Origin of the sequence: Kitasatospora cystarginea, assembly GCF_039533515.1 — a bacterium.
Classification (GTDB): Bacteria; Actinomycetota; Actinomycetes; order Streptomycetales; family Streptomycetaceae; genus Kitasatospora; species Kitasatospora cystarginea.
Genome location: NZ_BAAATR010000038.1, coordinates 23,257 through 49,964 on the forward strand (window position 1 = coordinate 23,257; position 26,708 = coordinate 49,964).

A 26,708-nucleotide genomic window follows, 5' to 3' on the forward strand; every position below is an offset into this window, starting at 1 on the left:
CCGCGTCACGCCGGCACGAACGCCGGGCGCCCCGGACACCGCCCGGCACCCACATCGCTCCCATCGGATCCATCGCGTGCAGCGAGACCATCGCGCACAGGAGGTTGCCATGCCGAACTCCCAGGTCGTCGAGTCCGCAACCGTCACCAACCTCAGGGACCTCGGCGGTATATCCCTGCCCAACGGCGGCCGGGTGCGCCCCCGAACCGCCTTCCGCTCCGGCCAGCTGGACCGGCTGGACCCGCGGGGCGATCCCGCGGTCGCGGCGCTCGGCATCCGTACCGTGGTGGACCTCCGGACGGCCTTCGAACGCGCCTCCCGCCCCGACCGGGTCCCGGCCGGGGCGAACCTGCTGGTCGCGGACGTGATGGCGGACACCTCCGGCGCGGGCGCCGCCAACCGGCTCGGCGCCGCCATGGCCGACCCCGCCACGGCCAACCGCACCCTCGGCGGCGGCCGGGCCCGGCAGGCGCTGGAGAAGGACTACCGCGGCTTCGTCACCAGCGCCTCCGCCCGTGCCGCGTACAAGCAGTTGCTGACCGCGCTCGCCCGGCCCGAGGGCGGTCCGGTGCTCTTCCACTGCACGGCGGGCAAGGACCGTACCGGCTGGGGCGCCAGCCTGATCCTGCTGCTGCTCGGCGCGGACCGGCAGACCGTGCTGGCCGAGTACCTGGCCGCCGGACCGGCGGTGCGCGCGGCCTTCGCCCCGCAGGTCGCGGCCTTCACCAGCGCCGGCGGCGACCCGGAGATCGCCGACGCCGTGATCGGCGTCCACCCGTCCTACCTGGAGGCGGCGATCGGGACCATGACCGACGTGTGGGGCGACGTCGAGAGCTACGTCCGGGCCGGCCTGGGCCTCAAGGACGAGACCGTCGACGCGCTGCGCGCCCGGCTCACCGCCTGATCGGACCGCCTCTTTGGCACCGCCGTCCGTACCCTTGGCCCACGACCGCCCCCGGGGTACGGACGGCGCACGGTTGCCCCCACCCCGAACCCCCTTGCGGGCAGGGCGGTTTGACCGGCTGGACATTCCGGGGATATCTGTCCATGACAACCCGCTGCGAGGCTCCTGACGGTCCGTCCACCCCACTGGAGGTCCCGTGTCCCCCAGCCCGCACACGCCCGGACTCCCTCTGTACGAGCGGCAGTCGGCGGCCTCCGCGCACGCCAGGTTCGGCGACCGGCTGCGGCACTGGCGCCGCCTGCGCGGGCTGAGCCAGGCGGAGCTCGGCCGCCGGCTCGGCTACCACGACTCGCACATCAGCCGGGTCGAGACCACCCGCCGCTGGCCGCCGGCCGGGATGGCCGAGCGAACCGACCAAGTCCTGGAAACCGGAGGCGAACTGAGCGTCCTCTGGCCGGCCGTGGAGCACGAGCGGCGGGCCCAGCGCAGACGGCGGAGCACCGACCGCGTCCCACCGCAGCCGCTGGAGCAACTGCTCGACGCGGCCCGGCTGGCGGGTTGGAGCCCGCTCGGGGTGAACGAGGCCGCGCACGGGCAAGTGATCGGCACGGTCATGGAATTGCTGGGCGACGGCGCCCGGCGGGGACCAGCCGTCGGATAGGTACGGCCGCACCGTGACCGGCGGAATTCCGGGAAAACCGCGCCACGCGGGGGTGCGCCGGCCCCCGTACTGGCGGAGGATCGGGACGTGACCACGGATGACACCGCCGGCACCCTGCGCCTGGGCACCGCACAGGGCCGGTGGGTAGTTCTCGCAACGGCCCTCGGTTCCGGTATGGCGCTGCTCGACGGCACGGTGGTGAACGTCGCGCTCCCCCGGATCGGCGCCGACCTCGGTGCCTCGTTGGCGGCCCTCCAGTGGACGGTCAACGCCTACCTTCTCACCCTGGCCGGCCTGATCCTGCTGGGCGGCTCGCTCGGTGACCGCTACGGCCGGCGCAGGGTCTTCCTGATCGGCGTCTGCTGGTTCGCCGCGGCCTCCGCCGCCTGCGCGGCCGCGCCCGGCATCGAGCTGCTGATCATCGCCCGCGCCCTGCAGGGCATCGGCGGCGCTCTGCTGACCCCCGGCTCGCTCGCGATGCTGCAGGCGTCCTTCCGTCCCGACGACCGCTCGGGGGCCGTCGGCGTCTGGTCGGGGCTCGGCGGGGTGTCGGCCGCCGTCGGGCCGTTCCTCGGCGGCTGGCTGGTGGGCGGGCCCGGCTGGCGCTGGATCTTCCTGCTGAACGTACCGCTGGCCGCGGTCGTCATCTGGGTGACGCTCCGTCATGTCCCCGAGAGCCGGGACGAGTCCGCCACCGGCCGCTTCGACGTCCGGGGCGCGGTGCTCGCCGCGTTCGCCCTCGGTGGGGTGACGTACGCGCTGACCGAGGGCGGCCGCGGCCTGTCCGGCATCGCCGGCGCGGTCGGCCTGCTGCTCGGCGTGCTCTTCGTGCGGGCGGAGCGGCGCAACCCGCAGCCGATGCTGCCGCTGGAGCTGTTCTCCTCCCGCCTGTTCACGGCGGTCAACCTGGTGACGCTCTGCGTGTACGGGGCGTTCAGCGGGATCTTCCTGCTGCTGATGGTCCAGCTGCAGACGGTGGCCGGGTTCGAACCGCTGATGGCGGGACTCGCCCTGCTGCCGACCACCCTGCTGATGCTGGCGTTCTCCGGCCAAGCCGGGAAGCTGGGCCGCCGGATCGGGCCCAGGATCCCGCTCTTCGTCGGGCCGCTGCTCTGCGCGGGCGGCGTCCTACTGATGCTGCGGATCGGCCCGGGTGCCTCGTACTGGGCCGACGTGCTGCCCGCCGTGGTGCTGCTGGGCCTGGGGATGACCACCCTGGTGGCACCGCTGACGGCGACCGTCCTGGCGGCCGTCGAGGTACGCCGGGCCGGCATCGCCAGCGGGGTGAACAACGCCGCCGCCCGGGCCGCCGGCCTGCTCGCGGTCGCCGCCCTGCCCGCGCTCTCCGGTCTGAGCGGCGATGCCTACCGGGTGCCGAGCGAGGTGGACGCCGGGTTCCGTACCGCGATGCTGATCTGCGCCGCCCTGCTCACCGCGGGCGGTCTGCTGGCCCTGACCACGGTCCGCGGCGACGCCCTCGCCCCGGACCGCCCGCGGGCCGAGCCGGACTGCGAGTGGTACTGCGCCCCGACCCATCCCCCGATCGATCCCGGCCACGAACCGGAGTCGCCCTGAGCGGCCGCCCCGCCGGAGCGGGCCCGGGGTCACGAGTGCGCGATCGGCACGCCGACGGCCCCGGCCCGCGTCAGCCCACGACCGCCTTCATCTGCACCAGGCCCAGCCGGGCGAAGAGCACCGACACCGGCAGCTCCTTCGCACCGCTCGGAATGTTCAGGTTCTGCAGCACCACGTGGTACCCGTCCGCCGTCCCGAAGGCGGCGGGCTTGCCCGGCGACAGCGCCACCCCCACCGGCGGCACGGTCCCGGCGCCACCCGGCTGCTTGAGCACCGCGCGGCCCATCGCGGTGGACGAGACCATCACCAGGTGCTCGGCGATGGTGCTGTCGTCACGCACCACCATCGCCAGCTCACCCTCCCCGTTCGCACCCGGGTGGACGGTGGCTCCGGTGATCGTGATCGCGGGCATGTCCTCCGTGCTCCCGGTCTTGATGCTCAGCTGTCCGGGGGCCGAGGACTCGTGCACCTCGCGCGCGGGGACCGGCTTGTGGTCCCCTTCGGAGCAGCCGGTGGTGACGAGCGCGGTCACCGCCAGCAGCGCACCCGCGCGTACTATGCGCGCCGTCCTGGTCCGCCCCTGCCACAAGCCCGCTCGCTGCGCCCGCATGAAACATCTCCCTCTGTCCGGTTCACGTGCATCGTAGGCGTCCTTATCCCGACGACACGCGAAAGGGCCCCGCCGGAGCGGGGCCCTTTCACCTCGGATCCGCGAGCGGACCCGTCACAGAATGTCGCCGGGCGCGTACTTCGCCGCGGCGGGGTGGGCGGCCGCGACGGCCTCCACCCGGCGGACCACCTCGGCGACCTGCGCACCGGCCGCACCGGTGAAGGAGAGCCGGTCGGCGAGCAGCGCGTCCAGTTCGGCGCGGTCCAGCGGGATCCGGCCGTCGGTGGCGAGCCGGTCCAGCAGCGCGTTCTCGCGGGCGCCCTCGCGCATCGCCAGCGCGGAGGCCACCGCGTGCTCCTTGATGACCTCGTGCGCGGTCTCCCGGCCGACGCCGGCCCGCACCGCGCCCATCAGCACCTTGGTGGTGGCCAGGAACGGCAGGTAGCGGTCCAGCTCGGCCTCGACGACGGCCGGGAAGGCGCCGAACTCGTCGAGCACGGTCAGGAAGGTCTCCAGCAGGCCGTCGAAGGCGAAGAAGGCGTCCGGCAGCGCGACCCGGCGGACCACCGAGCAGGAGACGTCGCCCTCGTTCCACTGGTCGCCGCCCAGCTCGGCGGTCATCGACGCGTAGCCGCGCAGGATCACGGCCAGGCCGTTGACGCGCTCGCAGGAGCGGGTGTTCATCTTGTGCGGCATGGCCGAGGAGCCGACCTGGCCGGCCTTGAAGCCCTCGGTGACCAGCTCATGGCCGGCCATCAGGCGGATGGTCTTGGCCAGGCTGGAGGGCGCCGCGGCGAGCTGGACCAGGGCGGTGACCACCTCGAAGTCCAGCGAGCGCGGGTAGACCTGGCCGACGCTGGTGAGCACGTTCTCGAAGCCGAGGTGGCCGGCCACCCTGCGCTCCAGATCGGCGAGCTTCTCGGCATCGCCGCCGAGCAGGTCCAGCATGTCCTGGGCCGTGCCGACCGGGCCCTTGATCCCGCGCAGCGGGTAGCGGGCGATCAGCTCCTCCAGGCGCTGGAAGGCGACCAGCAGCTCGTCCGCGACGGTCGCGAAGCGCTTGCCGAGGGTGGTGGCCTGCGCGGCGACGTTGTGCGAACGGCCGGCCATGACCAGCTCCGCGTGCTGCGCGGCCAGGCTGCCGAGGCGGACCAGGACGGCGACCGTACGGTCCCGGACGTGCTCCAGGGACTGCCGGATCTGCAGCTGCTCGACGTTCTCGGTGAGGTCCCGGGAGGTCATGCCCTTGTGGATCTGCTCGTGCCCGGCGAGCGCGCAGAACTCCTCGATCCGGGCCTTCACGTCGTGCCGGGTGACCCGCTCGCGGGCGGCGATGGAGCCGAGGTCCACCTGGTCGACCACCCGCTCGTAGTCGGCGACGGCCTCGGCCGGCACCTCGATGCCCAGGTCCTGCTGGGCCTTCAGGACGGCGAGCCACAGGTGGCGCTCAAGGACCACCTTGTGCTCGGGGGACCACAGCTGGGCCAGGGTCGCCGAGGCGTACCGAGAGGCCAGGACATTGGGAATCTGGGGCTTCGCGCTCACGCTTCGCTAGCCTAACAGTCGAGGTCAGCCGGATCGGCAGGGCGGCCGTCGGCCAGGCGTCCGAGCACCGCGGGCAGCACACCGCTGTGCACGACGTCCAGCCGTTGGGTGGCCCGGGTCAGCGCGACGTACAGATCGCCGAGCCCCCGCGGCGACCCGTCGGCGATCCCGGCCGGCTCGACCACCAGGACGGCGTCGAACTCCAGGCCCTTCGACTGCTTCGGGCTGAGCACCACGACCGGGCTCGGCGCCTGGGGGTCCTCGCCGATCCGGGCGGTCGGAACGGCTGCGGTCACCGCGTCGCCCAGCTCGACCAGCCTCGCCTCGGGCACGATCACCGCCAGCCGCCGCCCTTCCAGCCCGGCGGCCTCCCTGGCCGCGATCTCGCCCAGCCGCCACGGCAGTTCGGCCGACCGGACCTCCCAGCACCGCGGGTGGACGCCGGTGGCCCGGACCGACCGCGGCACCTGGAAGGCCGCGTCCAGGCCGACCGGTACGTCCGCGGCAACCGCCATGATCTCGGCCGGCACGCGGTAGTTGAGCGACAGCCGTTCAAGTCGCCAGCGCCCGGCGGCATACGGGTCGAGCACCCGCTGCCAGGAGGTGGTACCGGCCGGGTCCCCGGTCTGCGCGACATCGCCGACTAGTGTCATCGAGCGGGTGGGGCAGCGGCGCATGAGCAGCCGCCAGGCCATCTCGGACAACTCCTGCGCCTCGTCGACGATGACGTGCCCGAACGTCCAGGTCCGGTCGGCTGCCGCGCGTTCCACCGCCGTCCGGTGGTCCGCCTCCTCGTGCCGCTCGGCCAGCCGCCCGGCGTCCAGTAGGTCGTGGACCGACAGCGACTCCTCCGCCAGGCCTTCCTCCAGGTCGGTCGAGCGGGAGCCGATGGCGATGTCGAGCACTCCCTGCGCGTAGTCGAGGCGTTCGCGCCGCTCCCGCTCGGTGAGCGCCCGGGCCGCGCGGCCGTCCTCGCCGAGCAGTTCGGCGGCTTCGTCCAGCAGCGGCGCGTCGGACGGCGCCCAGCCGCCCGCTGCCCGGCGCAGGAGCAGGCGCTGTTCCTGCGCGCTGAGTCCCGGCGCCGCGGAGGCGATGCGCTCCGCGGAGCTGAACAGGTCGGCGAGCAGCTGCTGCGGGGTCAGCACCGGCCACAGCTCGTCCAGTGCGGCCCGTACCGCTGGGCCCTCCCGCAGTTCCCGGCGGATCTCCTCGACGTCCTGCTCGTCGAGCAGGTTGGGGCCGCCGAGCAGATCGGCCCCGATGCGGTCGGCCCACTGGCGGGCGAGGACATCGACGATCTCCCGGACCACCAGCGGGCGGGCGAGGTTGTGCGGCAGACCCGTTTCGCGGGCCCGCTCCCGGACCCGGACGCAGGTCTGCCGGTCCAGCCGCAGCACCTCGTTCTCGTGGTCGATCTCCAGCACCTCCTCGGGGACCCACTGCCGGTCCCGTACGGCGGCCGCCACCACCTCGGCCATCGTCGACCGCCCCTTGATCTCCGCGCTCCGGGGCGACTCGGTCCGCTCCGGGACCACGCCCGGATAGAGCTCGCCGACGGTGGACAGCAGCACGCTCGTCTCTCCGAGGGAGGGCAGCACCTGGCCGATGTAGCGGAGGAAGGCGGCGTTCGGGCCGATGACCAGCACGACCCGCCGCGCCAGCCGCTCGCGGTGCGCGTACAGCAGGTAGGCCGCCCGGTGCAGGGCGACCGCGGTCTTTCCGGTGCCGGGTCCGCCCTGGACGACCAGGATGCCCTGGTGGTCGGAGCGGATGATGCGGTCCTGCTCGGCCTGGATGGTCTCGACGATGTCGGTCATCCGGCCGGTCCGGCCGGCGTTCAGTGCGGCCAGCAGCGCGGCCTCGCCGGTGACTTGGCCGTCCGGGGCGTGCTCGGCCAGGTCCGGGTCGAGCACCTCGTCGTGGAGTGCGACCACTGTCCGGCCGTCCGTCCGCAGGTGGCGGCGGCGCCTGACGCCGCAGGGTGAGACCGCGGTCGCCAGGTAGAACGGCCGGGCGGCCGGCGCGCGCCAGTCGATCAGCAGCGGCTCGTGGCGGTCGTCGAGGATGCCGAGTCTGCCGATGTGCCGGTACTCGCCGTCCTCCACGTCGAGCCGGCCGAAGCAGAGCCCCTGCTCGGCGGCGTTCAGCTGGATGAGACGCTCGGCCTGCCGCACGTGGGCGGTGTCACGCTCGATCCGCGCCTGCGCGGTTCCGGCGGTGGACGCCCGTAGTAACTCGGCCAGCCCGCTGGACGTCTGCTCCCGCAGGGCGTCGAACCGCCGGTAGACCCTCGAGAGGTGCTCCTGCTCCCGGGCGATCTCCTCGCTTGACAAGCTGGCCTCCGTTGATAGAATGTCACTGCCGGGTTTTCTGCAGGAATTTCTACTCCCGCAGACCTTCGAGCATAGCGGCTTTCCAGTTCCGCATGCCATGACCCCCGCATCTCCTCGCCACTCCGCGACGCCAAACCCCGCTGGATGCGACACCTGTTCGGTGCACCTTCGCCGCGGATGCCGGAGCGCACCCCGAGGAGCCCCCACCCCACTTCGCAGGGAACTTGACAAAGCATCAGCGGCTATCGCTAATGGTTTTCATCTTCGTTAAGCTTCTCCGAAGGGATCCCGCCATGTCACTTGACGTCTCCCCCGCCCTCCTCGCCCAGGCCGAGAACGGCACGGTCGACGAGGCCGACTTCATCGAGACCGTCCGCACCTCGCTCCCCTACGCCTATCGGGCGGTCGCCGGGCTAAGCACCGAACTCGGCTCCTCCACCGCCGAGTTCGCCGACGACAACACCACTCCGACCGACCAGGAGCGCGCCCAGCTGCTGCGCGCCCTGGCCAGCAACGCCATCCGCGGCAGCCTGGAGCGGCACTTCGGCGTGCGGCTCGCCTTCATGAACTGCCACCGCGTGGCCGCCTTCCGCCCCGGCACCGAACAGGGCGACGCCTACCGGGAATTCACCTCGCTGCGCGCCCAGCTCCTCAACCAGACACCGGAGCTGCGCAGCTGCTGATCCCGCCTCGGTGCACCCGTCCGCTGCTCAACCGAGCCGTGAGAGCGCGAGGTTGAGGGCGAGAACGTTCACCCGGGGCTGGCCCAGGAAACCCAGGACGCGTCCCTGGACGTGCTCCTCGACCAGCCGCCGGACCACCGCCGGCTCCAGACCGCGGGCCGCTGCGACCCGGTTGACCTGCTGGTGGGCGTAGGCCGGGGAGATCTGCGGGTCGAGCCCGGAGCCGCTGGCCGTGACCGCGTCCGGGGGGACCTGTTCGGGCGTCACGCCGTCGAAGGCGGCGACGGCCGCGCGGCGGTCCCTGACGGTCGTGGTCAGGCCGACGTCGTCGGGACCGAGGTTGGAGGCGCCCGACGCGATCGGGTCGTACCCGCTGCCCGCCGCCGAGGGCCGTGGCTGGAACCACCTGGGATCTGGCCTGGCCGGCTCCTCGGGATCGGCGGGGTTGCGTTTGGGCAGGTCGAAGGTCTGGCCCAGCAGGCGAGAGCCGACCACCTGCCCGTCCCGCTCCAGCCGCGAGCCGTTGGCCTGCCCGTCAAGGGCCAGCTGGGAGAAGCCGGTGATCAGCAGCGGGTAGGCCAGCCCGCAGATCACGGTGAGGACGAGCAGCAGCCGCAGGGCGGCCAGGTACAGCCGGATCTGCACCAGCAGTGGCGTCGGCACGTGGGCTCTCCTTCCGTCGTCAGCTCAGCCCGGGCACGAACTGCACCAGGAGGTCGATCAGCTTGATCCCGATGAACGGCAGGACCACACCGCCCACGCCGTAGACGCCGAGGTTGCGCCGCAGCAGTGCGGAGGCCGAGGAGGGGCGGTAGCGCACGCCGCGCAGGGCGAGCGGGATCAGCGCCACGATGATCAACGCGTTGAAGATGACCGCCGAGGTGATCGCCGAGGTCGGGCTGTGCAGCGCCATGACGTTCAGGTGCCTCAGGCCCGGGTACACGCCGGCGAACATCGCCGGGATGATCGCGAAGTACTTGGCCACGTCGTTGGCGATCGAGAAGGTGGTCAACGCCCCTCGGGTGATCAGCAGTTGCTTGCCGATCTCGACGATCTCGATCAGTTTGGTCGGGTTGGAGTCCAGGTCCACCATGTTCCCGGCCTCCTTGGCCGCCGAGGTCCCGGTGTTCATCGCCACTCCGACGTCGGCCTGGGCCAGGGCCGGGGCGTCGTTGGTGCCGTCCCCGGTCATCGCGACCAGCTTCCCCGCGCCCTGCTCCTGCCGGATCAGGGCCATCTTGTCCTCGGGGGTGGCCTCGGCCAGGAAGTCGTCCACCCCGGCCTCCTTCGCGATCGCCCTGGCGGTCAGCGGGTTGTCCCCCGTGATCATGACGGTCCGGATGCCCATCCGGCGCAGGTCGTCGAAGCGGTCCCGGATGCCGTGCTTGACCACGTCCTTGAGGTGGATGACCCCCAGGACCCGGGCCGGCTCGCCGCCGTCCTGGACGGCCACCACCAGCGGGGTGCCGCCCGCCCCCGAGATGCCGTCGACGAGCGGACCGAGCTCGTCGCCGGGGCTGCCGCCGTGCTCCTCCACCCAGTGGACGACCGCGCCGAACGCCCCTTTGCGGATCCGCCGGGTACCGCCGTCCTCCTGCAGGTCCGCACCGCTCATCCGGGTCTGCGCGGAGAACCCGATCCACTCGGCGTGCCCGGTCTCCGCCTGGGTGCGGGCGCGCAACCCGTACCGCTCCTTCGCCAGCACGACGATGGAGCGCCCCTCGGGGGTCTCGTCGGCGAGGCTGGACAGCTGTGCGGCGTCGGCCAGTCGGCGCAGGTCGGTACCGCCGACCGGGGTGAACTCCGCCGCCTGCCGGTTGCCGAAGGTGATGGTGCCGGTCTTGTCCAGCAGCAGCGTCGAGACGTCGCCGGCCGCCTCCACCGCCCGGCCGGACATGGCCAGCACGTTGCGCTGCACCAGCCGGTCCATGCCGGCGATGCCGATCGCGGAGAGCAGCGCGCCGATGGTGGTCGGGATCAACGCCACCAGCAGCGCGACCAGGACCACGATCGGCTGCTCGTCGCCCGCGAAGGTGGCCATCGGCTGCAGGGTGACGACGGCGAGCAGGAAGATGACGGTCAGCGAGGCCAGCAGGATGTCGAGGGCGATCTCGTTGGGTGTCTTCTGCCGGGCGGCGCCCTCGACCAGCGCGATCATCCGGTCGATGAAGGTCTCCCCCGGCCTGGAGGTGATCCTCACGATGATCCGGTCGGAGAGCACCGTTGTGCCGCCGGTGACGGCGGAGCGGTCCCCGCCGGACTCGCGGATGACCGGGGCGGACTCACCGGTGATCGCCGACTCGTCCACCGAGGCCGCGCCCTCGACCACGTCGCCGTCACCCGGGATGAGTTGCCCCGCCTCCACGATCACGTGGTCACCGAGCCGCAGCTGAGCCGCACGCACGGTCTCCTCCGGCGGCCGGGCCAGGCCGGGGTGCCACGCCGTGGTGATCCGCCTGGCGACGGCCTCGGTCCTGGCCCGGCGCAGGGTCTGTGCCTGGGCCTTGCCCCGGCCCTCCGCCACGGCCTCCGCCAGATTGGCGAAGAGCACCGTGAGCCAGAGCCAGGCGGTGATCACCCAAGCGAACACACCGGGGTGCCGGACCGCCGAGTAGACGGTGAGCAGCGCGCCGATCTCCACCACGAACATGACCGGGTGGCGGACCATCACCCGGGGGTCGAGCTTGCGCAGCGCGTCGGGGAGGGAGAGCAGCAGTTGCTTCGGGTCCAGCACCCCGGCCGAGACCCGGTGCGCCTGTTGCGTGGGCGGCGGCATCAGCGCAGCCCTTCCGCCAGCGGTCCCAGGGCCAGGGCCGGGAAGTAGGTGAGCCCGACGACGATCAGGACCACGCCGAGGAGCATCCCCACGAACAGCGGCCGGTGGGTGGGCAGCGTCCCGGCGGTCACCGGCACCGGGCTCTGTCCGGCCAGGGATCCGGCGAGCGCCAGTACGAAGACCATCGGCAGCAGCCGGCCGAACAGCATGGCGAGGCCCAGCGCGGTGTTCCACCAGGTGCTGGTGGCGGTGAGGCCGGCGAAGGCGGAGCCGTTGTTGTTGGCCACCGAGGTGAAGGCGTAGAGCACCTCGGAGAAGCCGTGCGGGCCGGTGTTCAGGATGCCGGCCCGCCCCGCCCTGAGGGCGATCGCCGTACCGGTGCCGACCAGCACGATCGCCGGGGTGGTCAGGATGTAGAGGGAGGCGAACTTGATCTCCCGGCCGCCCAGCTTCTTGCCCAGGTACTCGGGCGTGCGGCCGACCATCAGCCCGGCCACGAACACCGTCACGACGGCCAGGATCAGCATGCCGTAGAGGCCCGACCCCGCGCCGCCGGGCGCGATCTCACCGAGCATCATGTCCAGCAGCAGCACGCCGCCGCCCAGCGGTGAGTACGAGTCGTGTGTGGAGCCGGTCGCGCCGGTCGAGGTGAGCGTGGTCGAGGCGGCGAAGAGGGTGGAGCCGGCGATGCCGAACCGCACCTCCTTGCCCTCCATCGCCGCACCGGCCGCGCGCAGGGCGCTGCCGTGGTGCTGCCACTCGAACAGCGTCAGCAGGCCGGCGGAGCCGATCCAGATCAGCGCCATCACGGCGGCGATCGCATGGCCCTGGCGCCGGTCGCCGACCATCGTGCCGAAGCTCCGGGGCAGCGCGAAGGCGATCACCAGCAGCAGGTAGACCTCGAGCCAGTTGGTCAGCGGGTTCGGATTCTCGAACGGGTGCGCGGAGTTGGCGTTGTAGAAGCCGCCGCCGTTGGTACCGAGTTCCTTGATCACCTCCTGCGAGGCGACCGGGCCGCCGGTGACGGCCTGCGAGCCGCCGTTCAGGGTGGTGACGGTCATGGGAGCGTGCAGGTTCTCGATCACTCCGGCCGCCACCAGGACGATCGCGAAGACCACCGACACCGGCAGCAGCAGCCGTACCGTCACCCGGACCACGTCCACCCAGAAGTTGCCCACCCGGTCGGTCCGGCTGCGGCCGAAGCCCCGGACCAGCGCCGCCGCCACCGAGATGCCCACGGCGGCGGAGAGGAAGTTCTGCACCGCCAGGCCGGCCATCTGCACCAGGTGGCCCATGGTCGACTCACCCGAGTACGACTGCCAGTTGGTGTTGGTGACGAAGGAGACCGCGGTGTTCCACGCCGTCGCCGCGGGCACACCGGGGAAGCCCAGCGACAGCCAGAGGTGGTTCTGCAGCCGCAGGAAGGCGTAGAGGAAGAGCACCGAGACGGCCGAGAAGGCGAGCACTCCGCGCAGATATGCCCGCCAGGTCTGGTCGAAGTCGGGGTTGACCCCGATCAGCCGGTACAGGCCCCGTTCGATCCGCAGATGCCGCCGGCTGGTCAGCAGGTGCGCCAGGTAGTCGCCCAGGGGCCGGTACGACAGCGCGAGCGCCGCCGCCAGGGCGAGCGCCTGCAGCAGGCCCGCGAGGCCGGGGGCCACCTCAGAACCTCTCCGGGTGGATCAGCGCCAGTACCAGATAGACCGTGATGACGCTCGAGACGACCAGCCCGACGATGTTGTCCGCGCTCATCCCCTCCTCCGCTCCGGACCGGCCGGACCGGCCTGCCGGCTGCGGGCGGCCGGGCCGTTCACAGCCGCCCCACCCCCCTGGCGACCAGGGCGAGGACGCCGAACGACAGCACCGTCACACCGACATAGGCCAGGTCCATCATGTCGACCACGCTCCGCGACTACTGGGGTCACACTCGGTCACGCCGATTCTCCGGCGGCGCGCCGCGACATGGTGACCTTTCCTAGGCCGTCAGGGGCCTGCGCCGGGGCGGTCGCGCTCGACCGCTAAGGCTGCGTCAACGGTTGGGCTCAGCGCTTGCGCCGGGCCATCGGGCTGCTACACCGGAAGCCAGGAGGTGCGTCATGCTCCGGCATCTCACCAGGGATACGCTCTCGCTGGTCGCGGCGGTCCTCGGCCCGGCCGCCCTGTGCGCGGTGCTGCTGCCGCTTCGCGACCGCCTGGCGAACACCGATGTCGCACTGCTGCTGCTGGTGGTGGTGGTCGTGGCGGTGGCCGCGCTGGGCCGCCGGCTGGCCGGGGCTCTCGCCGCGGTGTCCGCCGCCGTGTGGTTCGACTTCTTCTTCACCCCGCCGTACGAGCGCTTCGCGATCAGCAAGTCGTCCGACCTCACCACCGCCGTCCTGCTGCTGCTCGTCGGCCTGGCGGTCTCCCAACTGGCGTTCCACGCCAGCCGGTTGCAGGTCGTCGCGATCACCGACGCCGACTACCTGGCCCGGATCCACGCCACCGCCGTACTCGCCCGCTCGGCCAACTCGGCCATCACCGTGGTCGACCACGTCCAGGACCAGCTGGTCGAGCTGCTCCGGTTGCGCGGCTGCCGGTTCGAGTACGGCTCCCTGCTCGGCCACCCGCCGCGCCTGGAGCACGACGGCTCCGTCGTCATCGGCCGCAGGCCCTGGGACGCGGACCGTCTCGGCCTGCCCGACCAGGACGTGGAGCTGCGGCTGTTCGGCAACGGCCAGTACGTCGGCCGCTTCATGCTCGAACCGACGCCCGGTGCCGTGCCCTCGCGCCAGGCCCGTCTCGTCGCGGTGACCCTGGCCGACCAGGTCGGCGCAGTCCTCGACTCGCTGCGGCCCCCGGCGCACACCGCCTGAACCCCGGCAGTCGGCGCCTCGCGAAGTGGCGGGGGCTCACGGCCCGTCGGCGCCGCCCAGCACGCTCTCGGCGTGCGGTCCGGAGCAGGGCGCAGGCCGAGCGGGCGTGCGCCCGTCAATGGCCTGGCGCGGCGGCGCCGGGCCTCACGGGGCCGGCTTGTGGGCCGCTCCCAGCAACTGCCCGCCGCCGGGCGCGGTCTGCTCGATCTCGCTGAGTCGCACCAGTTCCTCCATGTGGTGTGCTTATCAGCCGAGCCGCGGTCCGCGCTGTGGTCCGGAGCGCAGTGACGGCAGCCGCACGGAGTCCGTGCCGCCGGACGCGGCGGCGCCCTCCCCTCCGGGTGCGGAGGGGAGGGCGCGCCAGGCGTTCCGGGGGGAACTCAGGGGCACTGCTTCCAGGCCAGGTGGTAGGTGGTGTTGATGTTGCCGTCGGTGGAGTCCATGGTCATGAAGCTGGTCGTCCTCGTCGGGTCGGAGGTGCCGGCACTCACCCGCAGTTCGGTGTTGATGTTGAAGTTGCGCTCCTCACCGCAGGGCGCGAAGACGAGGGCGGCGACGTCGACCGCGTCGGTGGCCTGCCAGTTGTTGTCGTACCCGCCGTTGAACCGGTGGCTCTTCGAGGTGGTCTGCGGCTGTCCCTGGAAGTAGTAGTTCGCCTGCTGGACGCCGGTGGCCCCCGGCTCCAGGTGGGCGTAGCCGCGGTAGTCGGCGGAGGCGATCGCGTAGGTGAAGCCCTGGGGGACGTGGACGTTGAGGTCGAGCTGGCAGTTCTTCCGGAAGTCGGTCGGCTTGGCGCCGACGCCCACCTGGGCGAGGTAGTCGCTGTACGTCACGGTGAAGGCCGTGTTGTCCGGCGAGACCGCGACGGCGGCGGTACCGGCCGGGCAGCCGGAGCCGTTGACGGTCGCCACGTCGATGACGATCTTGTCCGGCGGCGGAGTCATTCCCCATGTGAAGCCCGAGGAGCCGAGCAGCGACACGGCGACGCCGCCGACGGCCAGCATGCGTGACAGCATGACTTTCCCTTCCGATCGCCCACGGATCCCGTGGGATGCGTCAGTGTTGTGAGCGGTGGTGATTCGGGAGGAGACTTGGCGCGTCCATGTCACCACAGCTGCACCCCCGCGTACAGAGGCGCGACAGCAATTTACTGATGCTCAGTCAGAGAGCTTGGCAGCGACGGAAGTTATGTCGGAAGATCACCCGTTCAGCAGCTCCGCGCGGAGACCGCCGACGACGACGGACAGCTCGAACCGGAAAAACTCGTCGTTTACACCAGCCGGTGAGCAGCGGCCGGGAGTTGGCAGAGCGAGCGCAGCACCTCAGCCGCGGGGGACGCCCAGCCACAACCCGGCGAGGGACAAGGCGATCGTGTCACGGCCGAGGGGACACCGCGGTCCTCACGGCGCCCCCTCGGCCGTGACCGCAGTAGCGATCGCGAGGCTTACCCGAAGGCTTCCTCGATGCGGGACTTGTTGACGCGGTAGGGCGCGGGGTCGTTCTCGCCCTCCGCCACGCCCTTCACGTACTCGTTCTCCCGCAGCTTGTCCCCGATGACGGGGGTGTTGGCCACGTCGTGCACGAGTCCGCTGCCGAAGTAGTGCGGGTTGTGCTGCACGTACTGACCGGCCTCGCCCTCCAAGGCGCCCTCGATGAGGTGCCCGCTCGTCTCGTCCTTCATGTCGCCCGTCACCACGCCGAGGCCCGGCTTCGCCATCCCACCGATGACCTTGCCGGTACTCAGGAGGCTGTTCACGACAGCGCCATGGCTCCCCTTGCGCCCGGTGCCGTGGTCCTCGTCGGCACCCCACTTGAGGTCGTGCGGATTGATGGTGGACACCGGGTCGTCCTTGCTGTCGCCGAGAACATGCTGCTTGAACTCGCCCTGGGCCCAGTCCGTCACCTTGGAGTCGACGTAGTGCGCGGCCTCACGTGCTCCGTACTTCGCGACCTTCTCGCCCACGCCGTCGAGCGACCTGGCCTCCTTGGCGTCCCTGGCCATCTTCAGCAGGTTGTCGCCGCCGTCCTCCATCTCACGAATGCCCTTGACCACCTTACGGACGTTCTGGATCGACTTGTAGGCTTCCCGCGCATCCTTGAGACTCTTGACCGCCTTCATCGCGGACCTCATCTCCTTGAGGGCCTTCACCAGCTCCTCGAGATTCTTGGCCAGCTCGGTGGACACCTTGGCGACACGGGCGATGAAGACCGAGATCTCGGCTGCGTCGATCATGGCACTGGCGATGGCGCCGATACCCAGCGTCAGGACGCTGACCACGACCTCCATGGCGAGCGAGGCGATCAGCGCCTCGATCGCCTCGCTGATGATCTGGATGACCATGCTCTCGGCCAGGGCGCACATCTGAGCGGCCTGGTTGATGATCTGCGCGGTCTGGTACAGGCCCGCTGCGGTGCCGTCGAGGGACTCAACCACCTCACCCATGTGTCGCCCGAAGGCATCGGAGGCGGCTCCCTGCCACTGCTGCGGCAGGGAACTGCACTCGGCCCGCAGCTGGTCGGCCACGTTCTGGACCGCGACCGCCTGGGCGTGCCATTCCTCCGCGGCTTCGTTGAGCGCCTGGAGGTTGCCGGTGACCTTCTCCAGGCCGTGCATGATGCCGCAGTGATCGAGGGCCGCCTTGACATTGTGGTCAAGCCAGCCGCTCAGGCCGCTCCGGTCGGGCATCTGGGCCGGGGTGAGCGCAGGCATGCTCTGGCACGTGGCCCGGGTCCAGCCGTAGGCATCGCTCGGCGGCCCCAGGACGGGCCCCCGCGGCGCCATGATGGGACTCGGGCCGTCGCCGTTCGACTTGGACTTGTCAGAGCCGTCGCCCAACCCGGTCACCTTGTCGAGCTGGCCGTCCAGGAACTTCTGCTCCTGCTTCCTCTCCTGCTGCTTCGCCTTGTCACGCGTCCACTCAACCGCCGTGTCCTTGATGCTCACTGGCCACCCCCGAGGCCCGCACCGAGCTCCTGCTCGTGCTGGAGGTAGTTCTGCGCAGTGCCGTTGAGCGCCTCGGAGGTCTGGTTCAGGGCCTCGATGAGGTCGGCGAGGTTCTTCCGGTTGGCGTCCACGTGGTCGTTGTACTCCTGCAACAGGTGATGGGCGTTCGGCAGCTTCCCGAAGGCGTCGCCCGAGATGGTGATGCCTGAGACCCTCGACTGGACCTGCGAGAGCTGCCCGTCCTGATCACCGACCACTGACGCATACCTGCTGATCGCTTCAGGTTGCACCTGAAACCCTGCATCCCCCATGGCATATGCCCTTCCCTGACCCGATGTTGAGCCGCTCATCCTACTGACGCGCCGTCGGACGAACCGGACAGGAGACGGCTTCAAGATGTGGCGACTGTGTGGGGAAGCGTCACGGATGCCTACCCCGACCGAACGCTGGCCGCCCTGCGATAGGTTTCCCTGCGCACGAGTTCGAACCCTCGCCCCGCAGCCGGATGCGCGCCAACCACCACATGATCAAGGAGATCCTATTGATTGGCCTCATTCTCATCGTCGTTGGCTGCATCGCGGCCTTGGTCTTCCTCGCCTGGTTCGCATCTGACCCCGACAAGAAGAAGGCTCCCCACCCGTCAGCACTTCCACAGGACGCGGCTCCGCATCTTCACCCGGAACAGCGGGGCACGGGCATGCCACAGGGCTATCCGCAGGGACAGGTATTCGATCCACGCGGGCAGCAGACCCCGTACGGGCAGCAGAATCCGTACGCCCAGCCACAGCCGGCTCCGACTCCGACTCCGGAGAGCCCGACGCTCCCGGAAGAGGCGGAAAGCGTGTTCCGGGGCATCGGCGGGTTCCTCGACTTCGTGTTCGCGATCGTCGTCGGCTTCCTGCTGGCCCGGGCGGCGTTCCACGCCCACCTGAGCTCCGGTGCCAAGCTGGGGATCGCCGTCCTGGCCATCCCGTTCACCTCCTTTGCCAACCAGGTCCTGCTGAGCAGGCTGACCAACTGCAGCATCGGGAAGTTCCTGTTGGCCAACCGGATGATCGACCTCCTCACCGACCGCCGACCGACCCTCTGGCGGTTGACCGTGCGCTGGCTCCAAGGGGGCCTAGTGGGCTGGGTGATCTTCATCCTCAACATGTGGACGAACGAGGACGTCTCACCGAGCTCCCGCGACTGGGCCGACCCCTTCATCTGCCCCGGCGAGGCTGGCGGCATCCGGATCGTCCGTCGCAAGGACCTGCGGGAGTGGCTGGGTTAGGCCACGGTTCTCCAACCATCTGACTCATCAGCTCGGCATGACTGGTCGCGGTGATCTGACGGGCGAGGATTGGTTCGGCTGATGCCACTCCTGTGGGCCAGTGGCGGGCGTTGGCCAGGTGGCCGGATTTCCGGCAAGTGATCAACGGAGCCCCGCACCGGGTGCGAGCAGTGTGCTGTCGCATCTCTTCCCAGGCGGTTCGGTCCGTGAAGGACCATGTGCACTGAAGGGCAGCTGCAGTGGTCGGCCGACGACTCCCGGGAAAGGCCCTGGACAGTGATTCCGGCCCGTACTGGATCGACCGCTCCCGCATCGCGCAGGCCTTCGTCCGATCCTGCCTCGGCGTGACAACAGCCCGAGGGGGCACTGTACTTGGCACGGTGCCCCCTCGAACCGTTCCCGCTCTGTCAGCCCAGCAGCGCCGGCAGCCGCTCCTCTGTCTCCTTGTTCTCGACGTTGAGCGCGATCCACGATGGTCAGCTGCCAGTCGAAGTGGAGCGGCGGCAGCGGGTCCAGCGAAACGCAGAACACGCCGAGCAGCGACTCTCCCGGCCGCAGGTGGGGAGCCGCGGTCTGGTGCAACGCCGGACTGCCCAGCGGCACCCGCACTCCGCCCCACCCGGTATCCAACCGGGTGTCCGCTGATAGGTAGTCAACCGAGAGCTCCTCGCGCCGGTGGCCCGTGCGGAGGCGCTCGCCCTGCTCAGCAGACTGGCTCATCCGGAGACCTGGCCTGCGGCGGGCGGCGGATCACCCCCGGGCCGCAAGCAGGGCAGCAGGCCATGTACGGGCCCCTCGGCGGGGATACTTCAGCGCGGGCCTGGTAGCACGGCAGGCTCCGGTAAATCCCCGTTGCCCCGGCCGGCCGGGGCAGGCCAGAATCCGCGGCATGACCTCCGGGATACGCCACATGACGATTGACAGCCTCGATGCCTACCGCCTCGCCGAGTTCTGGTCCGAGGTCCTCGACCAGCCCCTGCACGGCGACGACAAGCCGGGCGACCCGATGGCACTGATCGAGGGCGCGGGGCTGCTCTTCATCACCGTGCCCGAGGCGAAGACCGTCAAGAACCGCGTCCACCTCGACCTCCAGCCGCAGGACCGCACGCGCGACGAGGAGGTGGAGCGCCTGCTCGCCCTCGGCGCATCGCTGGTGGACGACCGCCGCAGGCCGGACGGCACCGGCTGGGTCGTCCTCGCCGACCCTGAGGGCAACGAGTTCTGCGTCGAGACCGGGCAGGCAGGCTGAGCGGGCGGGCGGCCCCGTTCAGGGGTCGCGGCAGCCGCTGGAGCGATGTCCGCAGGCGGCCGGAGGCGTTCTACCGATTGTCAGGAGAGCGTCTGAACCGCCCGGTCTCCGGTGATCGGGTGATGGCTGGCTCCGCACCGGTACAACTGGGGTGACGGATCGTTGCACAGAGCATGACCAGTCCAGGGGGCGAACGAAGGGGACCGACGCCGGTGCTGTGGGCGTTCGTCGTCCGCGAGTCCACGCCGGGAACGCCGCCGTCCGCCGAGGCGATCGTGGAGATCGGTCCGGCGCAGTACCCGCAGTTGCTGGAGGACGCGATGGCCAGCGGCTTCACCATGGCCGTCGGTGAGCCGCCACTGACCACCGCTGAGATCCACGTCCGTGACGGCCTGCTGACCGAGCTCAGCCTGGTCGGCGGTCACCGGGTGTGGGAGCCGGCGCCGCCCGCCCCGGTCTCGCCCGAGTGGGTATCGGCCGCCGTGGGGCGGGCCGGTGTGCTGGTCATCCTCGTCCCGCCCGGTACCTGGCCCGAGGATGCGCGGGACCTCGGGCCCGTCGACCTCGCGGAGGCGTTCACCGCCAACCTTCGCGAGGCCCGGGCGGACGGCCTGGTCCAGCACGGCGCCGCCCAGTTGGTCCTCCGTTGAGACACCGGCCGCCGGACCGCACACTCCCGACGACGCCGCCCGGCCCACGAACCCGTCGCGCGGTACGCCCTGCCGGTCGTCAGCCGTCGTGGCCGGGCGGGACCCGAACGGCGGTCTACCCACGGCGTGCTCCGCCGGTGGCGGCCTCGGGCAGGTCGGGCTCGGGCAGCCGGCGCAGCAGGAGCCAGCCGAGGGCGGGCAGGACGATCAGCGGTGCGAGACCGGTCTGCAGCGAGGTTGCGTCGGCGACGGCGCCGATGACGGGGCTCGCGACGCCACCCACACTGACGGCGAGGCCAAGGGTGACGCCGCTGGCCGTCCCGACCCGCCGCGGCAGGTAGTCCTGGCCGAGGGTGACGTGCAGTGAGAAGGGCACGTACAACCCGGCCGAGGTGAGGGCGACGAACAGGTAGATCAGCGGGCCGGGTACGAGGACGACGCCGGCGACGGCCGGGACGGTCAGGGCGTACGACCACCGCACGACCGTGGTGCGGCCGTAGCGGCCGGCCAGTCTTCCTCCGGCCACCGTGCCAACCGCGCCGCCGAGATAGAGCACGAACAGGGCTGCGCTTCCGGAGACGTCTCCTCCGGCGGTGCGCTGGCGGACGTAGAGCGAGACGAACGCGCTCAGGCCGACGAAGACGATCGAGCGGCACACGATCGCCCCGGAGAGTCTGCCGAAGGACACCCAGTCGTCGCGGCGCCCGTCCTGGCGCCCGTCCCGACGCCCGTCCCGGCTGGTCCAGTCCCCTGTCGCAGCCGTGTCAGGGGACTGGACCGCCCGCAGCGCGGCGGCGCTCAGCGCCGCACCCGCCAAGGCCGGGACGGCCAGCAGCACGGAGGCGTGCAGGCCGCCGGTGGCGATGACGGCGGAGACCAGCAGCGGGGCCGCGGCGAAGCCGAGGTTGCCGCCGAGGGAGAACCAGCCCATCGCGGTGTGGCTGCCGCGGCTGGCCTCGCGGGCCACCCGGGCGGCCTCGGGGTGGTACGCGGCGACACCGATCCCGGACAGCGCGACCGCGGCCAGCGTGAGGGGGTAGGAGCCGCAGACGCCGCTCAGGGCGACGCCGGTGCCGGCCACCAGTGTGCTCACCGGCAGCAGCCAGGGTATGGCCCACCGATCGGCGAGCGCCCCGAGCAGCGGCTGGACCAGCGAGGACAGCAGGGAGGCGGCCAGCACGAGGCCGGAGGCGGCGGCGTAGCCGTAGGCCCGCTCGGAGACGAAGAACGGCACCAGTGCGGCCACCGCTCCCTGGTAGACGTCGACGCAGGCGTGTCCCAGGGACATCAGCCTGACGGAGCGGTGGTGTGGGATGGTCGGATTCGTCGGCACGCTTCGATCGTGGCGAAGGCAGGCCGTGTCACGCTTCCGATAAATTGCCAATCCATGCCGGATATCCGCCATCTGCCGCAAGCCCCGACCCGCGCCCGGACGCTGGCCGCCGGGGAGGGCATCGACGCGCACCGCCACGACGACCACCAGATCGTCTACGCGGGCTCCGGGGTCGTGGCCGTCACCACCGACGCCGGCACCTGGTTCGCGCCCGGCACCCGTGCCATCTGGGTCCCCGCTGGCACCGTCCACGCACACCGCGCCTACGGCCACCTCGAACTGCACCTGGTGGGCCTGCCGGCCGGCGACAACCCGCTCGGCCTCGACTCCCCCACCGTGCTCACCGTCAGCCCGCTGCTCCGTGAACTGATCCTCGCCCACACCGCCACCCCGGACGACACCAGTGCCGAACGCCGTCGGCTGCGGGCCGTCCTGTACGACCAGCTGCGCGCCTCCCCCCAGCAGCCCGTGCAGTTGCCCACTCCCGCCGACCCCCGGCTGGCGGCCGTCTGCGCGATCCTCCACGACGACCCGGCGGACACCCGCACCCTCGCCGCCCTCGGAGCCGCGACCGGGGCCGGCGAGCGCACCCTCAGCCGCCTGTTCCGCTCCGAGCTCGGCATGACCTTCCCTCAGTGGCGGACCCAGTCACGGCTCTACCACGCGCTGCGGATGCTGGCCGACGGCGTCCCCGTCACCGCGGTCGCCCACCGCTGCGGCTGGTCCTCCACCAGTGCCTTCATCGACGTCTTCCGCCGCTCCTTCGGCTACACCCCCGGCGCCCACAACCGCCGCCCCTGACCCGGTCGGCCTCGTGCGGCCATCAGGGTGTGCCCTGGGCGTTCCAGTTCAGCAGGGTCGAGGTCAGCGCGGGCGCGTGGCGTTCGGGGAAGTCCATGACCAGGACGCCGAGCGGCGGGTGGCCGTGGCTCGCGGCGAAGGAGCCGAGGTAGTCCTGGACGTGCGGGTTGACGTAGGCCGCGCAGTCGGTGGGGAAGCAGCCGGCGCTGGAACCGCTCAGGAAGTTGACGGACAGCGGCCCGCCGGGGCCGGTGGCGGCCGCCCGGTTGATCTGGTTGACGACGTCCTGGTACTTGTGCGGACGGTCGAAGAGCGTGGGAACGGTCCAGTCGTCCTGGAGGTCGAGCTGGGAGCTCCACCAGCCGACGGCCGGCAGGGTCGGGACGTCGGAGATCAGCACCACCCGACCCCTGGCCGCACCGAGCGCGGGCAGGGTGTCGCCCAGGTGGAACAGGCCCCGCCAACCCCGGTTGTCCAGGTAGTCGTTGAAGACGGCGAGGAAGTCCGTGTCGCTCACCTGCGAGTACTCCTGCTTCACCCGCATCAGGACGGTCTCGCCCGGGTGGGCGGCCAGGAAGGCGGCGCAGGCGACGAGTACGTCACCGAACATCTGCTGCTGGTACACCGGGCCGTGGTGGATCGCGAAGGAACCGTCGATGGAGCGGCAGCGGATGTCGAGGAAGCGGATCCCATACTCCAACTGCCGCGCTATGGGCAGTGTCTGACACTCAGTCAGTGCACCACCGTAGCGCGCGCAGGAGTCGTGGGTGCCCGGGAGGGTCAGCCGGGACAGCGGTACGGCGTCACCGAGTGCGGACATCCAGTCGCTCGGCGCGAACCCGGCCGTCGGCGCGGTCCTGGCCGTGGCCCCGGCCGCAGTACCGGTCGCGGCCGACGCCGGTGCGACGGTCGGCCAGGCGACCGCGCCGGCGGCCGCCGCCGCGAGCGATGCTCTCAGGAACCCCCTGCGGTCGACCCTCATCCGCCCTCCACCCATCCGGTGCCGACGACCACTTGCTGTTCTACCGGACTTCGGGGCCTCAGCCCAGCCCCTGCGCACCGGCTCCAGCGGACAGCCCGCTGGACTCGAAGAGCTCGCGGACGCGCCGCCACGCGTCGGCTGCCGCCGCCGAGCCGGCCGGGTCGTCCGCGCCGGCGCCGAGGAAGCCATGGCCGACACCGGGGTAGGCGACGCACTCGTGGCGCAGCACTTGCACCATGGAGCGCGGCCGCGATCTCGCGCTGCTGCCCGGGCGGGCGGCGACCTGCTCGGCCAGCAGCGGGTCGGCGGAGGAGGAGGCCACTCGGCCCGGTCGAGCGCGCCGTCGGCCCGCTCCTACTCCTGGCGGCGGCGCTGGAACGCCTCGTCGGCGGCGGTGAGCAGCGGCAATGGACCGCCCTGTGATCGGCCATTACCAATACAGACAGAACCGGTAAGCAGTGCTATGATCTTTTGCCCATTACATCTCGATCGACTTTCGCCCCTCCGCCGCGCTCTCACGTAGAGTTCGCCGGTACGGCTGATACGGGCAGGACGAGCGGGAAGCAGTAAGCAGGCATGACGGCGGGAGCGGCCAAGCAGGTGGAGCAGCAGGCGGACGAGTGGGCGGCAGGGGCTCCGGGCGAGCAGGAGGAGATCGAGTTCGGTCCCGGCATCGACCCCGAGCGGCTGGAGCTCTGCCTGAGCGTGCTCGCCGAGCTCGACGAGATCCACGTGGACCACCCGGACGCGATCACCGTCCGCAAGGCCGTGGGCGGCATCTTCCGTACGCTCAAGCAGCGCCGCCGCCAGGAGACGCGCGCCCGCAAGACGGCCAACGACCGGAAGGTCACCGCGCTGACCGCGACCGGCGCGCCCGGCCGGATCGACGACGAGACCCGGGGTGTGTTCGGCCTGAGCACGGTCACCACGACGGAGATCGCCGGCATACTCGAGCGCCCGCGCAGCTGCTACATCTGCAAGGAGCGCTATGTCGAGGTCGACGCCTTCTACCACCAGCTCTGCCGCAAGTGCGCCGAGTTCAACCTCTCCCGCCGCAACGCCCGGACCGATCTGACCGGACGCCGGGCCCTGCTCACCGGCGGCCGGGCCAAGATCGGTATGTACATCGCGCTGATGCTGCTCCGCGACGGCGCGCACACCACCATCACCACCCGCTTCCCGAACGACGCGATCCGCCGCTTCAAGTCGATGCCGGACAGCGCGGACTGGCTGCACCGGCTCAAGATCGTCGGGATCGACCTTCGCGACCCGGCCCAAGTGGTGGCGCTCGCCGACGAGGTCGCCGCCGACGGGCCGCTGGACATCCTGATCAACAACGCGGCGCAGACCGTCCGCCGCTCCCCCGGGGCCTACCGCGAGCTGGTGGCGGCCGAGTCCGCGCCGCTCCCGGCCGGCGAACTGCCGTCGTCCACGGTGATCGGCCGCTTCGGCAGCGGCGGCGTCGAGCTGCGCGCCCTGCCCGGCCAGGCCACCACCGGCAGCGAGCGGCTGGCCCCGGAGGACGTCACCGGCCTGGCGCTGGTCAGCGGCTCCGCCTCGCCCGCCCGGATCGAGGCGGGCACCGCGATCGACGCGGGCGGCCTGGTGCCGGACCTCGCGGCCAGCAACAGCTGGATCCAGACGGTCAACGAGGTCGACCCGGTGGAGCTGCTGGAGGTCCAGCTCTGCAACTCCACCGCGCCGTTCATCCTGATCAGCCGACTGCGCCCGGCGATGGCCGCCGCCAGGGCCCGCCGCAAGTACGTGGTGAACGTCTCCGCCATGGAAGGCGTCTTCAGCCGCGGCTACAAGGGAGCCGGCCACCCGCACACCAACATGGCCAAGGCCGCGCTCAACATGCTCACCCGCACCAGCGCGCAGGAGATGCTGGAGACCGACGGCATCCTGATGACCGCCGTCGACACCGGCTGGATCACCGACGAGCGCCCGCACCCGGACAAGATGCGGCTCGCCGACGCCGGCTTCCACGCCCCGCTCGACCTGGTGGACGGCGCGGCCCGGGTCTACGACCCGATCGTCCGCGGCGAGCTCGGCGAGGACCTCTACGGCTGCTTCCTCAAGGACTACGCCAAGGCCGCCTGGTAGACCCACCGCGGCCGGCGTCCCGGCCGCGATCGAAACGGACGATGGACAACCAAGGGGCGGGAACCATGGCAGCACCCGTGCTCGGAGTCGGCGTGATCGTGCCCAGCACGGACGGACGGGTCCTGCTGGGCCGGCGGATCACCGCGGGCGAGCCGCCGACCTGGGGCCTGCCCGGCGGCAAGGTGGACCAGGCCGGGGAGTCCTTCGAGCAGGCCGCCGCCCGGGAGCTCGCCGAGGAGACCGGGATCACCCTGTCGGCCGGGCGGCTGCGGGTGCTGGCCGTACTGCTCGACCACCAACTGGGCCGCCCCCGGCTGACGGCCGCCGTCCTGGCGCCGCCGACCGACGCCCCGGCGGATGTCACCGAGCCGCACGCCTGCGCGGGTTGGGAGCGCTTCCCGCTCGATGCGCTGCCCGAGCCGCTCTTCCACCCGTCGGCGCTGGTCCTCGGCAGCTGGCTGCCCGGCTTCGCCGCACCGGCCGGTGGGTTCGGCTATCCGGTCGCCAGTAGCTGACTCCACTATCTGGCGAAACGTCAAATTACCTTGCCATGACGGCATCGGGCGATTCGCCGTGGGCGCGGGCAGCCGGTCGCCCCGCACTGCCCGCGCCGCTGCCCGTCAACCCCGCCTCCCGGACCCGCGAGTAACCACCGAACCGCCCGCCGCCCGCCGCCCGGCAGACTGCTGCGGGCCGCCCAGCAGGCCGTCGCGACCTTCGTCGTGGAGCCTTTCGCGGCCTGGTTCCGGGCCCGCTTCCCGGATGGGTGCATCGAGAAGTCACCTGTCTTGCCGCACTCCGACCCGAATGCTCAACTGGGTTCTGGCAGGGCGGATCGGACCATTCCGATCCCATCACCCCTCTTCTGGAGATCGAGGCGACTGCGACAGAAGAACTGTGCGCAGCAGTCACGGCAGTATCAGCAGGAGAACCTGCCATTCGAGTCCTCCGAGGGCCGAAGTACCCCGAAAGGGCGGCCACTTGGATGACCGACAACAGGTGCCCGTTTTCGATGGGCGTCACGTCCGCGGCGTGTGATCCGCGCGGCGTCCGGCATTTGGGACCGGGCACCGGCACCGTTAACCCCTTCCGTATCCCAGTGCTACCGGATTCTCCACCGAGCCCTCGGACTCGTGCGGGGACACGGCGGCATGCCGATACGCGGAAAGGAAGTCATCATGAGCGTTTTCAGCAGCTTCGGAGGTCGTGGCCGCGGTGACCGCGGCGAGGGCGGCGAGGGCCGTCGTCGCCGCCACCACCGTCACCACCGCCATCACCACCACCGCCGCCACCGCCGGTGAACCCGGTTCGTGGAGAACGGCGTTGAGCATCGCTCGATCGCAACAGGAGGAAGTCATGAGCGTTTTCAGCAGCTTCGGAAGTCGCGGCCGCGGGAACCGTGGTGAACGTGGCGAGGGCCGCCGTCGTCGC

At 71.3% G+C, this 26,708-nt stretch carries 25 protein-coding genes; 11 read left to right on the top strand and 14 right to left on the bottom strand.

Annotation, left to right across the window (positions count from 1 at the left end):
* Positions 1–109 precede the first annotated feature (109 nt).
* From ABD369_RS31325 to ABD369_RS31335, 3 genes are all read left to right on the top strand, one after another.
* Positions 110–904, top strand: coding sequence for a tyrosine-protein phosphatase (locus ABD369_RS31325; RefSeq protein WP_344639968.1), 795 nt, complete (start codon positions 110–112; stop codon positions 902–904).
* A 196-nt stretch (positions 905–1,100) separates the two neighbouring features.
* On the top strand, positions 1,101–1,565 hold the full coding sequence (locus tag ABD369_RS31330; protein ID WP_344639969.1) for a helix-turn-helix domain-containing protein: 465 nt from the start codon (positions 1,101–1,103) through the stop codon (positions 1,563–1,565).
* An 87-nt stretch (positions 1,566–1,652) separates the two neighbouring features.
* Complete coding sequence (locus ABD369_RS31335; RefSeq protein ID WP_344639970.1) at positions 1,653–3,140, top strand: MFS transporter; 1,488 nt, start codon at positions 1,653–1,655, stop codon at positions 3,138–3,140.
* A gap of 70 nt (positions 3,141–3,210) precedes the next feature.
* On the opposite strand, the gene ABD369_RS31340 is transcribed toward ABD369_RS31335, so the two are convergent.
* The 3 genes from ABD369_RS31340 to ABD369_RS31350 form a co-directional block, all read right to left on the bottom strand.
* Entirely contained in the window at positions 3,211–3,750 is a 540-nt protein-coding gene (locus ABD369_RS31340) for a hypothetical protein (protein ID WP_344639971.1), read from the bottom strand.
* Between the two features lie 114 nt (positions 3,751–3,864).
* Complete coding sequence (gene purB / locus ABD369_RS31345; protein ID WP_344639972.1) at positions 3,865–5,295, bottom strand: adenylosuccinate lyase; 1,431 nt, start codon at positions 5,293–5,295, stop codon at positions 3,865–3,867.
* Positions 5,296–5,306: 11 nt separating this feature from the next.
* Positions 5,307–7,628 carry a HelD family protein gene (locus ABD369_RS31350; protein ID WP_344639973.1) on the bottom strand — a complete coding sequence of 774 codons (2,322 nt, stop codon included), beginning with the start codon at positions 7,626–7,628 and terminating at the stop codon, positions 5,307–5,309.
* Positions 7,629–7,921: 293 nt separating this feature from the next.
* On the opposite strand from ABD369_RS31350, the gene ABD369_RS31355 reads away from it, so the two are divergent.
* Entirely contained in the window at positions 7,922–8,311 is a 390-nt protein-coding gene (locus ABD369_RS31355) for an SCO5389 family protein (RefSeq protein ID WP_344639974.1), read from the top strand.
* A 27-nt stretch (positions 8,312–8,338) separates the two neighbouring features.
* On the opposite strand, the gene kdpC is transcribed toward ABD369_RS31355, so the two are convergent.
* The 4 genes from kdpC to ABD369_RS31375 are packed head-to-tail and all read right to left on the bottom strand — an operon-like array spanning position 8,339 to position 12,839.
* Positions 8,339–8,974 carry a potassium-transporting ATPase subunit KdpC gene (gene kdpC, locus ABD369_RS31360; RefSeq protein WP_344639975.1) on the bottom strand — a complete coding sequence of 212 codons (636 nt, stop codon included), beginning with the start codon at positions 8,972–8,974 and terminating at the stop codon, positions 8,339–8,341.
* Positions 8,975–8,993: 19 nt separating this feature from the next.
* Entirely contained in the window at positions 8,994–11,087 is a 2,094-nt protein-coding gene (gene kdpB / locus ABD369_RS31365; RefSeq protein WP_344639976.1) for a potassium-transporting ATPase subunit KdpB, read from the bottom strand.
* The gene (gene kdpA, locus ABD369_RS31370) at positions 11,087–12,748 is read right to left on the bottom strand and encodes a potassium-transporting ATPase subunit KdpA (protein WP_344639977.1); all 1,662 of its coding nucleotides are present in this window, start codon (positions 12,746–12,748) and stop codon (positions 11,087–11,089) included. Before kdpA ends, kdpB begins: the two co-directional genes overlap by 1 nt.
* 1 nt (position 12,749) lies before the next feature.
* On the bottom strand, positions 12,750–12,839 hold the full coding sequence (locus ABD369_RS31375; RefSeq protein ID WP_344639978.1) for a potassium-transporting ATPase subunit F: 90 nt from the start codon (positions 12,837–12,839) through the stop codon (positions 12,750–12,752).
* A gap of 344 nt (positions 12,840–13,183) precedes the next feature.
* Between ABD369_RS31375 and ABD369_RS31380 the strand changes: the two genes are divergently transcribed.
* A complete protein-coding gene (locus ABD369_RS31380) occupies positions 13,184–13,939 on the top strand; it encodes a DUF4118 domain-containing protein (protein WP_344639979.1) in 756 nt (251 codons plus the stop codon).
* 380 nt (positions 13,940–14,319) lie between these two features.
* On the opposite strand, the gene ABD369_RS31385 is transcribed toward ABD369_RS31380, so the two are convergent.
* The 3 genes from ABD369_RS31385 to ABD369_RS31395 form a co-directional block, all read right to left on the bottom strand.
* Positions 14,320–14,955, bottom strand: a complete 636-nt coding sequence (locus ABD369_RS31385) for a DUF4360 domain-containing protein (protein WP_344639980.1) — start codon at positions 14,953–14,955, stop codon at positions 14,320–14,322.
* Between the two features lie 428 nt (positions 14,956–15,383).
* Positions 15,384–16,883, bottom strand: a complete 1,500-nt coding sequence (locus ABD369_RS31390; protein ID WP_344639981.1) for a WXG100 family type VII secretion target — start codon at positions 16,881–16,883, stop codon at positions 15,384–15,386.
* A complete protein-coding gene (locus ABD369_RS31395; protein ID WP_344639982.1) occupies positions 16,880–17,140 on the bottom strand; it encodes a hypothetical protein in 261 nt (86 codons plus the stop codon). Before ABD369_RS31395 ends, ABD369_RS31390 begins: the two co-directional genes overlap by 4 nt.
* 584 nt (positions 17,141–17,724) lie before the next feature.
* Between ABD369_RS31395 and ABD369_RS31400 the strand changes: the two genes are divergently transcribed.
* The 3 genes from ABD369_RS31400 to ABD369_RS31410 all read left to right on the top strand — a co-directional run bounded on the left by ABD369_RS31400 (position 17,725) and on the right by ABD369_RS31410 (position 20,055).
* Positions 17,725–18,156, top strand: a complete 432-nt coding sequence (locus tag ABD369_RS31400) for an RDD family protein (protein ID WP_344639983.1) — start codon at positions 17,725–17,727, stop codon at positions 18,154–18,156.
* Between the two features lie 889 nt (positions 18,157–19,045).
* Positions 19,046–19,405, top strand: coding sequence for a VOC family protein (locus ABD369_RS31405; protein ID WP_344639984.1), 360 nt, complete (start codon positions 19,046–19,048; stop codon positions 19,403–19,405).
* 173 nt (positions 19,406–19,578) lie between these two features.
* Positions 19,579–20,055, top strand: a complete 477-nt coding sequence (locus ABD369_RS31410; protein ID WP_344639985.1) for a hypothetical protein — start codon at positions 19,579–19,581, stop codon at positions 20,053–20,055.
* A 115-nt stretch (positions 20,056–20,170) separates the two neighbouring features.
* On the opposite strand, the gene ABD369_RS31415 is transcribed toward ABD369_RS31410, so the two are convergent.
* A complete protein-coding gene (locus ABD369_RS31415) occupies positions 20,171–21,343 on the bottom strand; it encodes an MFS transporter (RefSeq protein WP_344640024.1) in 1,173 nt (390 codons plus the stop codon).
* A gap of 99 nt (positions 21,344–21,442) precedes the next feature.
* Between ABD369_RS31415 and ABD369_RS31420 the strand changes: the two genes are divergently transcribed.
* The gene (locus ABD369_RS31420; protein ID WP_344639986.1) at positions 21,443–22,189 is read left to right on the top strand and encodes an AraC family transcriptional regulator; all 747 of its coding nucleotides are present in this window, start codon (positions 21,443–21,445) and stop codon (positions 22,187–22,189) included.
* A gap of 22 nt (positions 22,190–22,211) precedes the next feature.
* On the opposite strand, the gene ABD369_RS31425 is transcribed toward ABD369_RS31420, so the two are convergent.
* On the bottom strand, positions 22,212–23,171 hold the full coding sequence (locus ABD369_RS31425; RefSeq protein WP_344639987.1) for a phosphatidylinositol-specific phospholipase C: 960 nt from the start codon (positions 23,169–23,171) through the stop codon (positions 22,212–22,214).
* Positions 23,172–23,229: 58 nt separating this feature from the next.
* Positions 23,230–23,493 carry a dienelactone hydrolase family protein gene (locus ABD369_RS31430; RefSeq protein ID WP_344639988.1) on the bottom strand — a complete coding sequence of 88 codons (264 nt, stop codon included), beginning with the start codon at positions 23,491–23,493 and terminating at the stop codon, positions 23,230–23,232.
* Positions 23,494–23,747: 254 nt separating this feature from the next.
* Here ABD369_RS31430 and ABD369_RS31435 point away from each other — a divergent pair, with 254 nt between their 5' ends.
* Together ABD369_RS31435 and ABD369_RS31440 are read left to right on the top strand one after the other, a co-directional pair.
* A complete protein-coding gene (locus tag ABD369_RS31435; RefSeq protein WP_344639989.1) occupies positions 23,748–25,277 on the top strand; it encodes an SDR family NAD(P)-dependent oxidoreductase in 1,530 nt (509 codons plus the stop codon).
* A 65-nt stretch (positions 25,278–25,342) separates the two neighbouring features.
* Positions 25,343–25,792 carry a nucleotide triphosphate diphosphatase NUDT15 gene (locus tag ABD369_RS31440; protein ID WP_344639990.1) on the top strand — a complete coding sequence of 150 codons (450 nt, stop codon included), beginning with the start codon at positions 25,343–25,345 and terminating at the stop codon, positions 25,790–25,792.
* Between the two features lie 564 nt (positions 25,793–26,356).
* Here the strand turns inward: ABD369_RS31440 and ABD369_RS31445 are convergent.
* Positions 26,357–26,608, bottom strand: coding sequence for a hypothetical protein (locus ABD369_RS31445; RefSeq protein ID WP_344639991.1), 252 nt, complete (start codon positions 26,606–26,608; stop codon positions 26,357–26,359).
* Positions 26,609–26,708 lie beyond the last annotated feature (100 nt).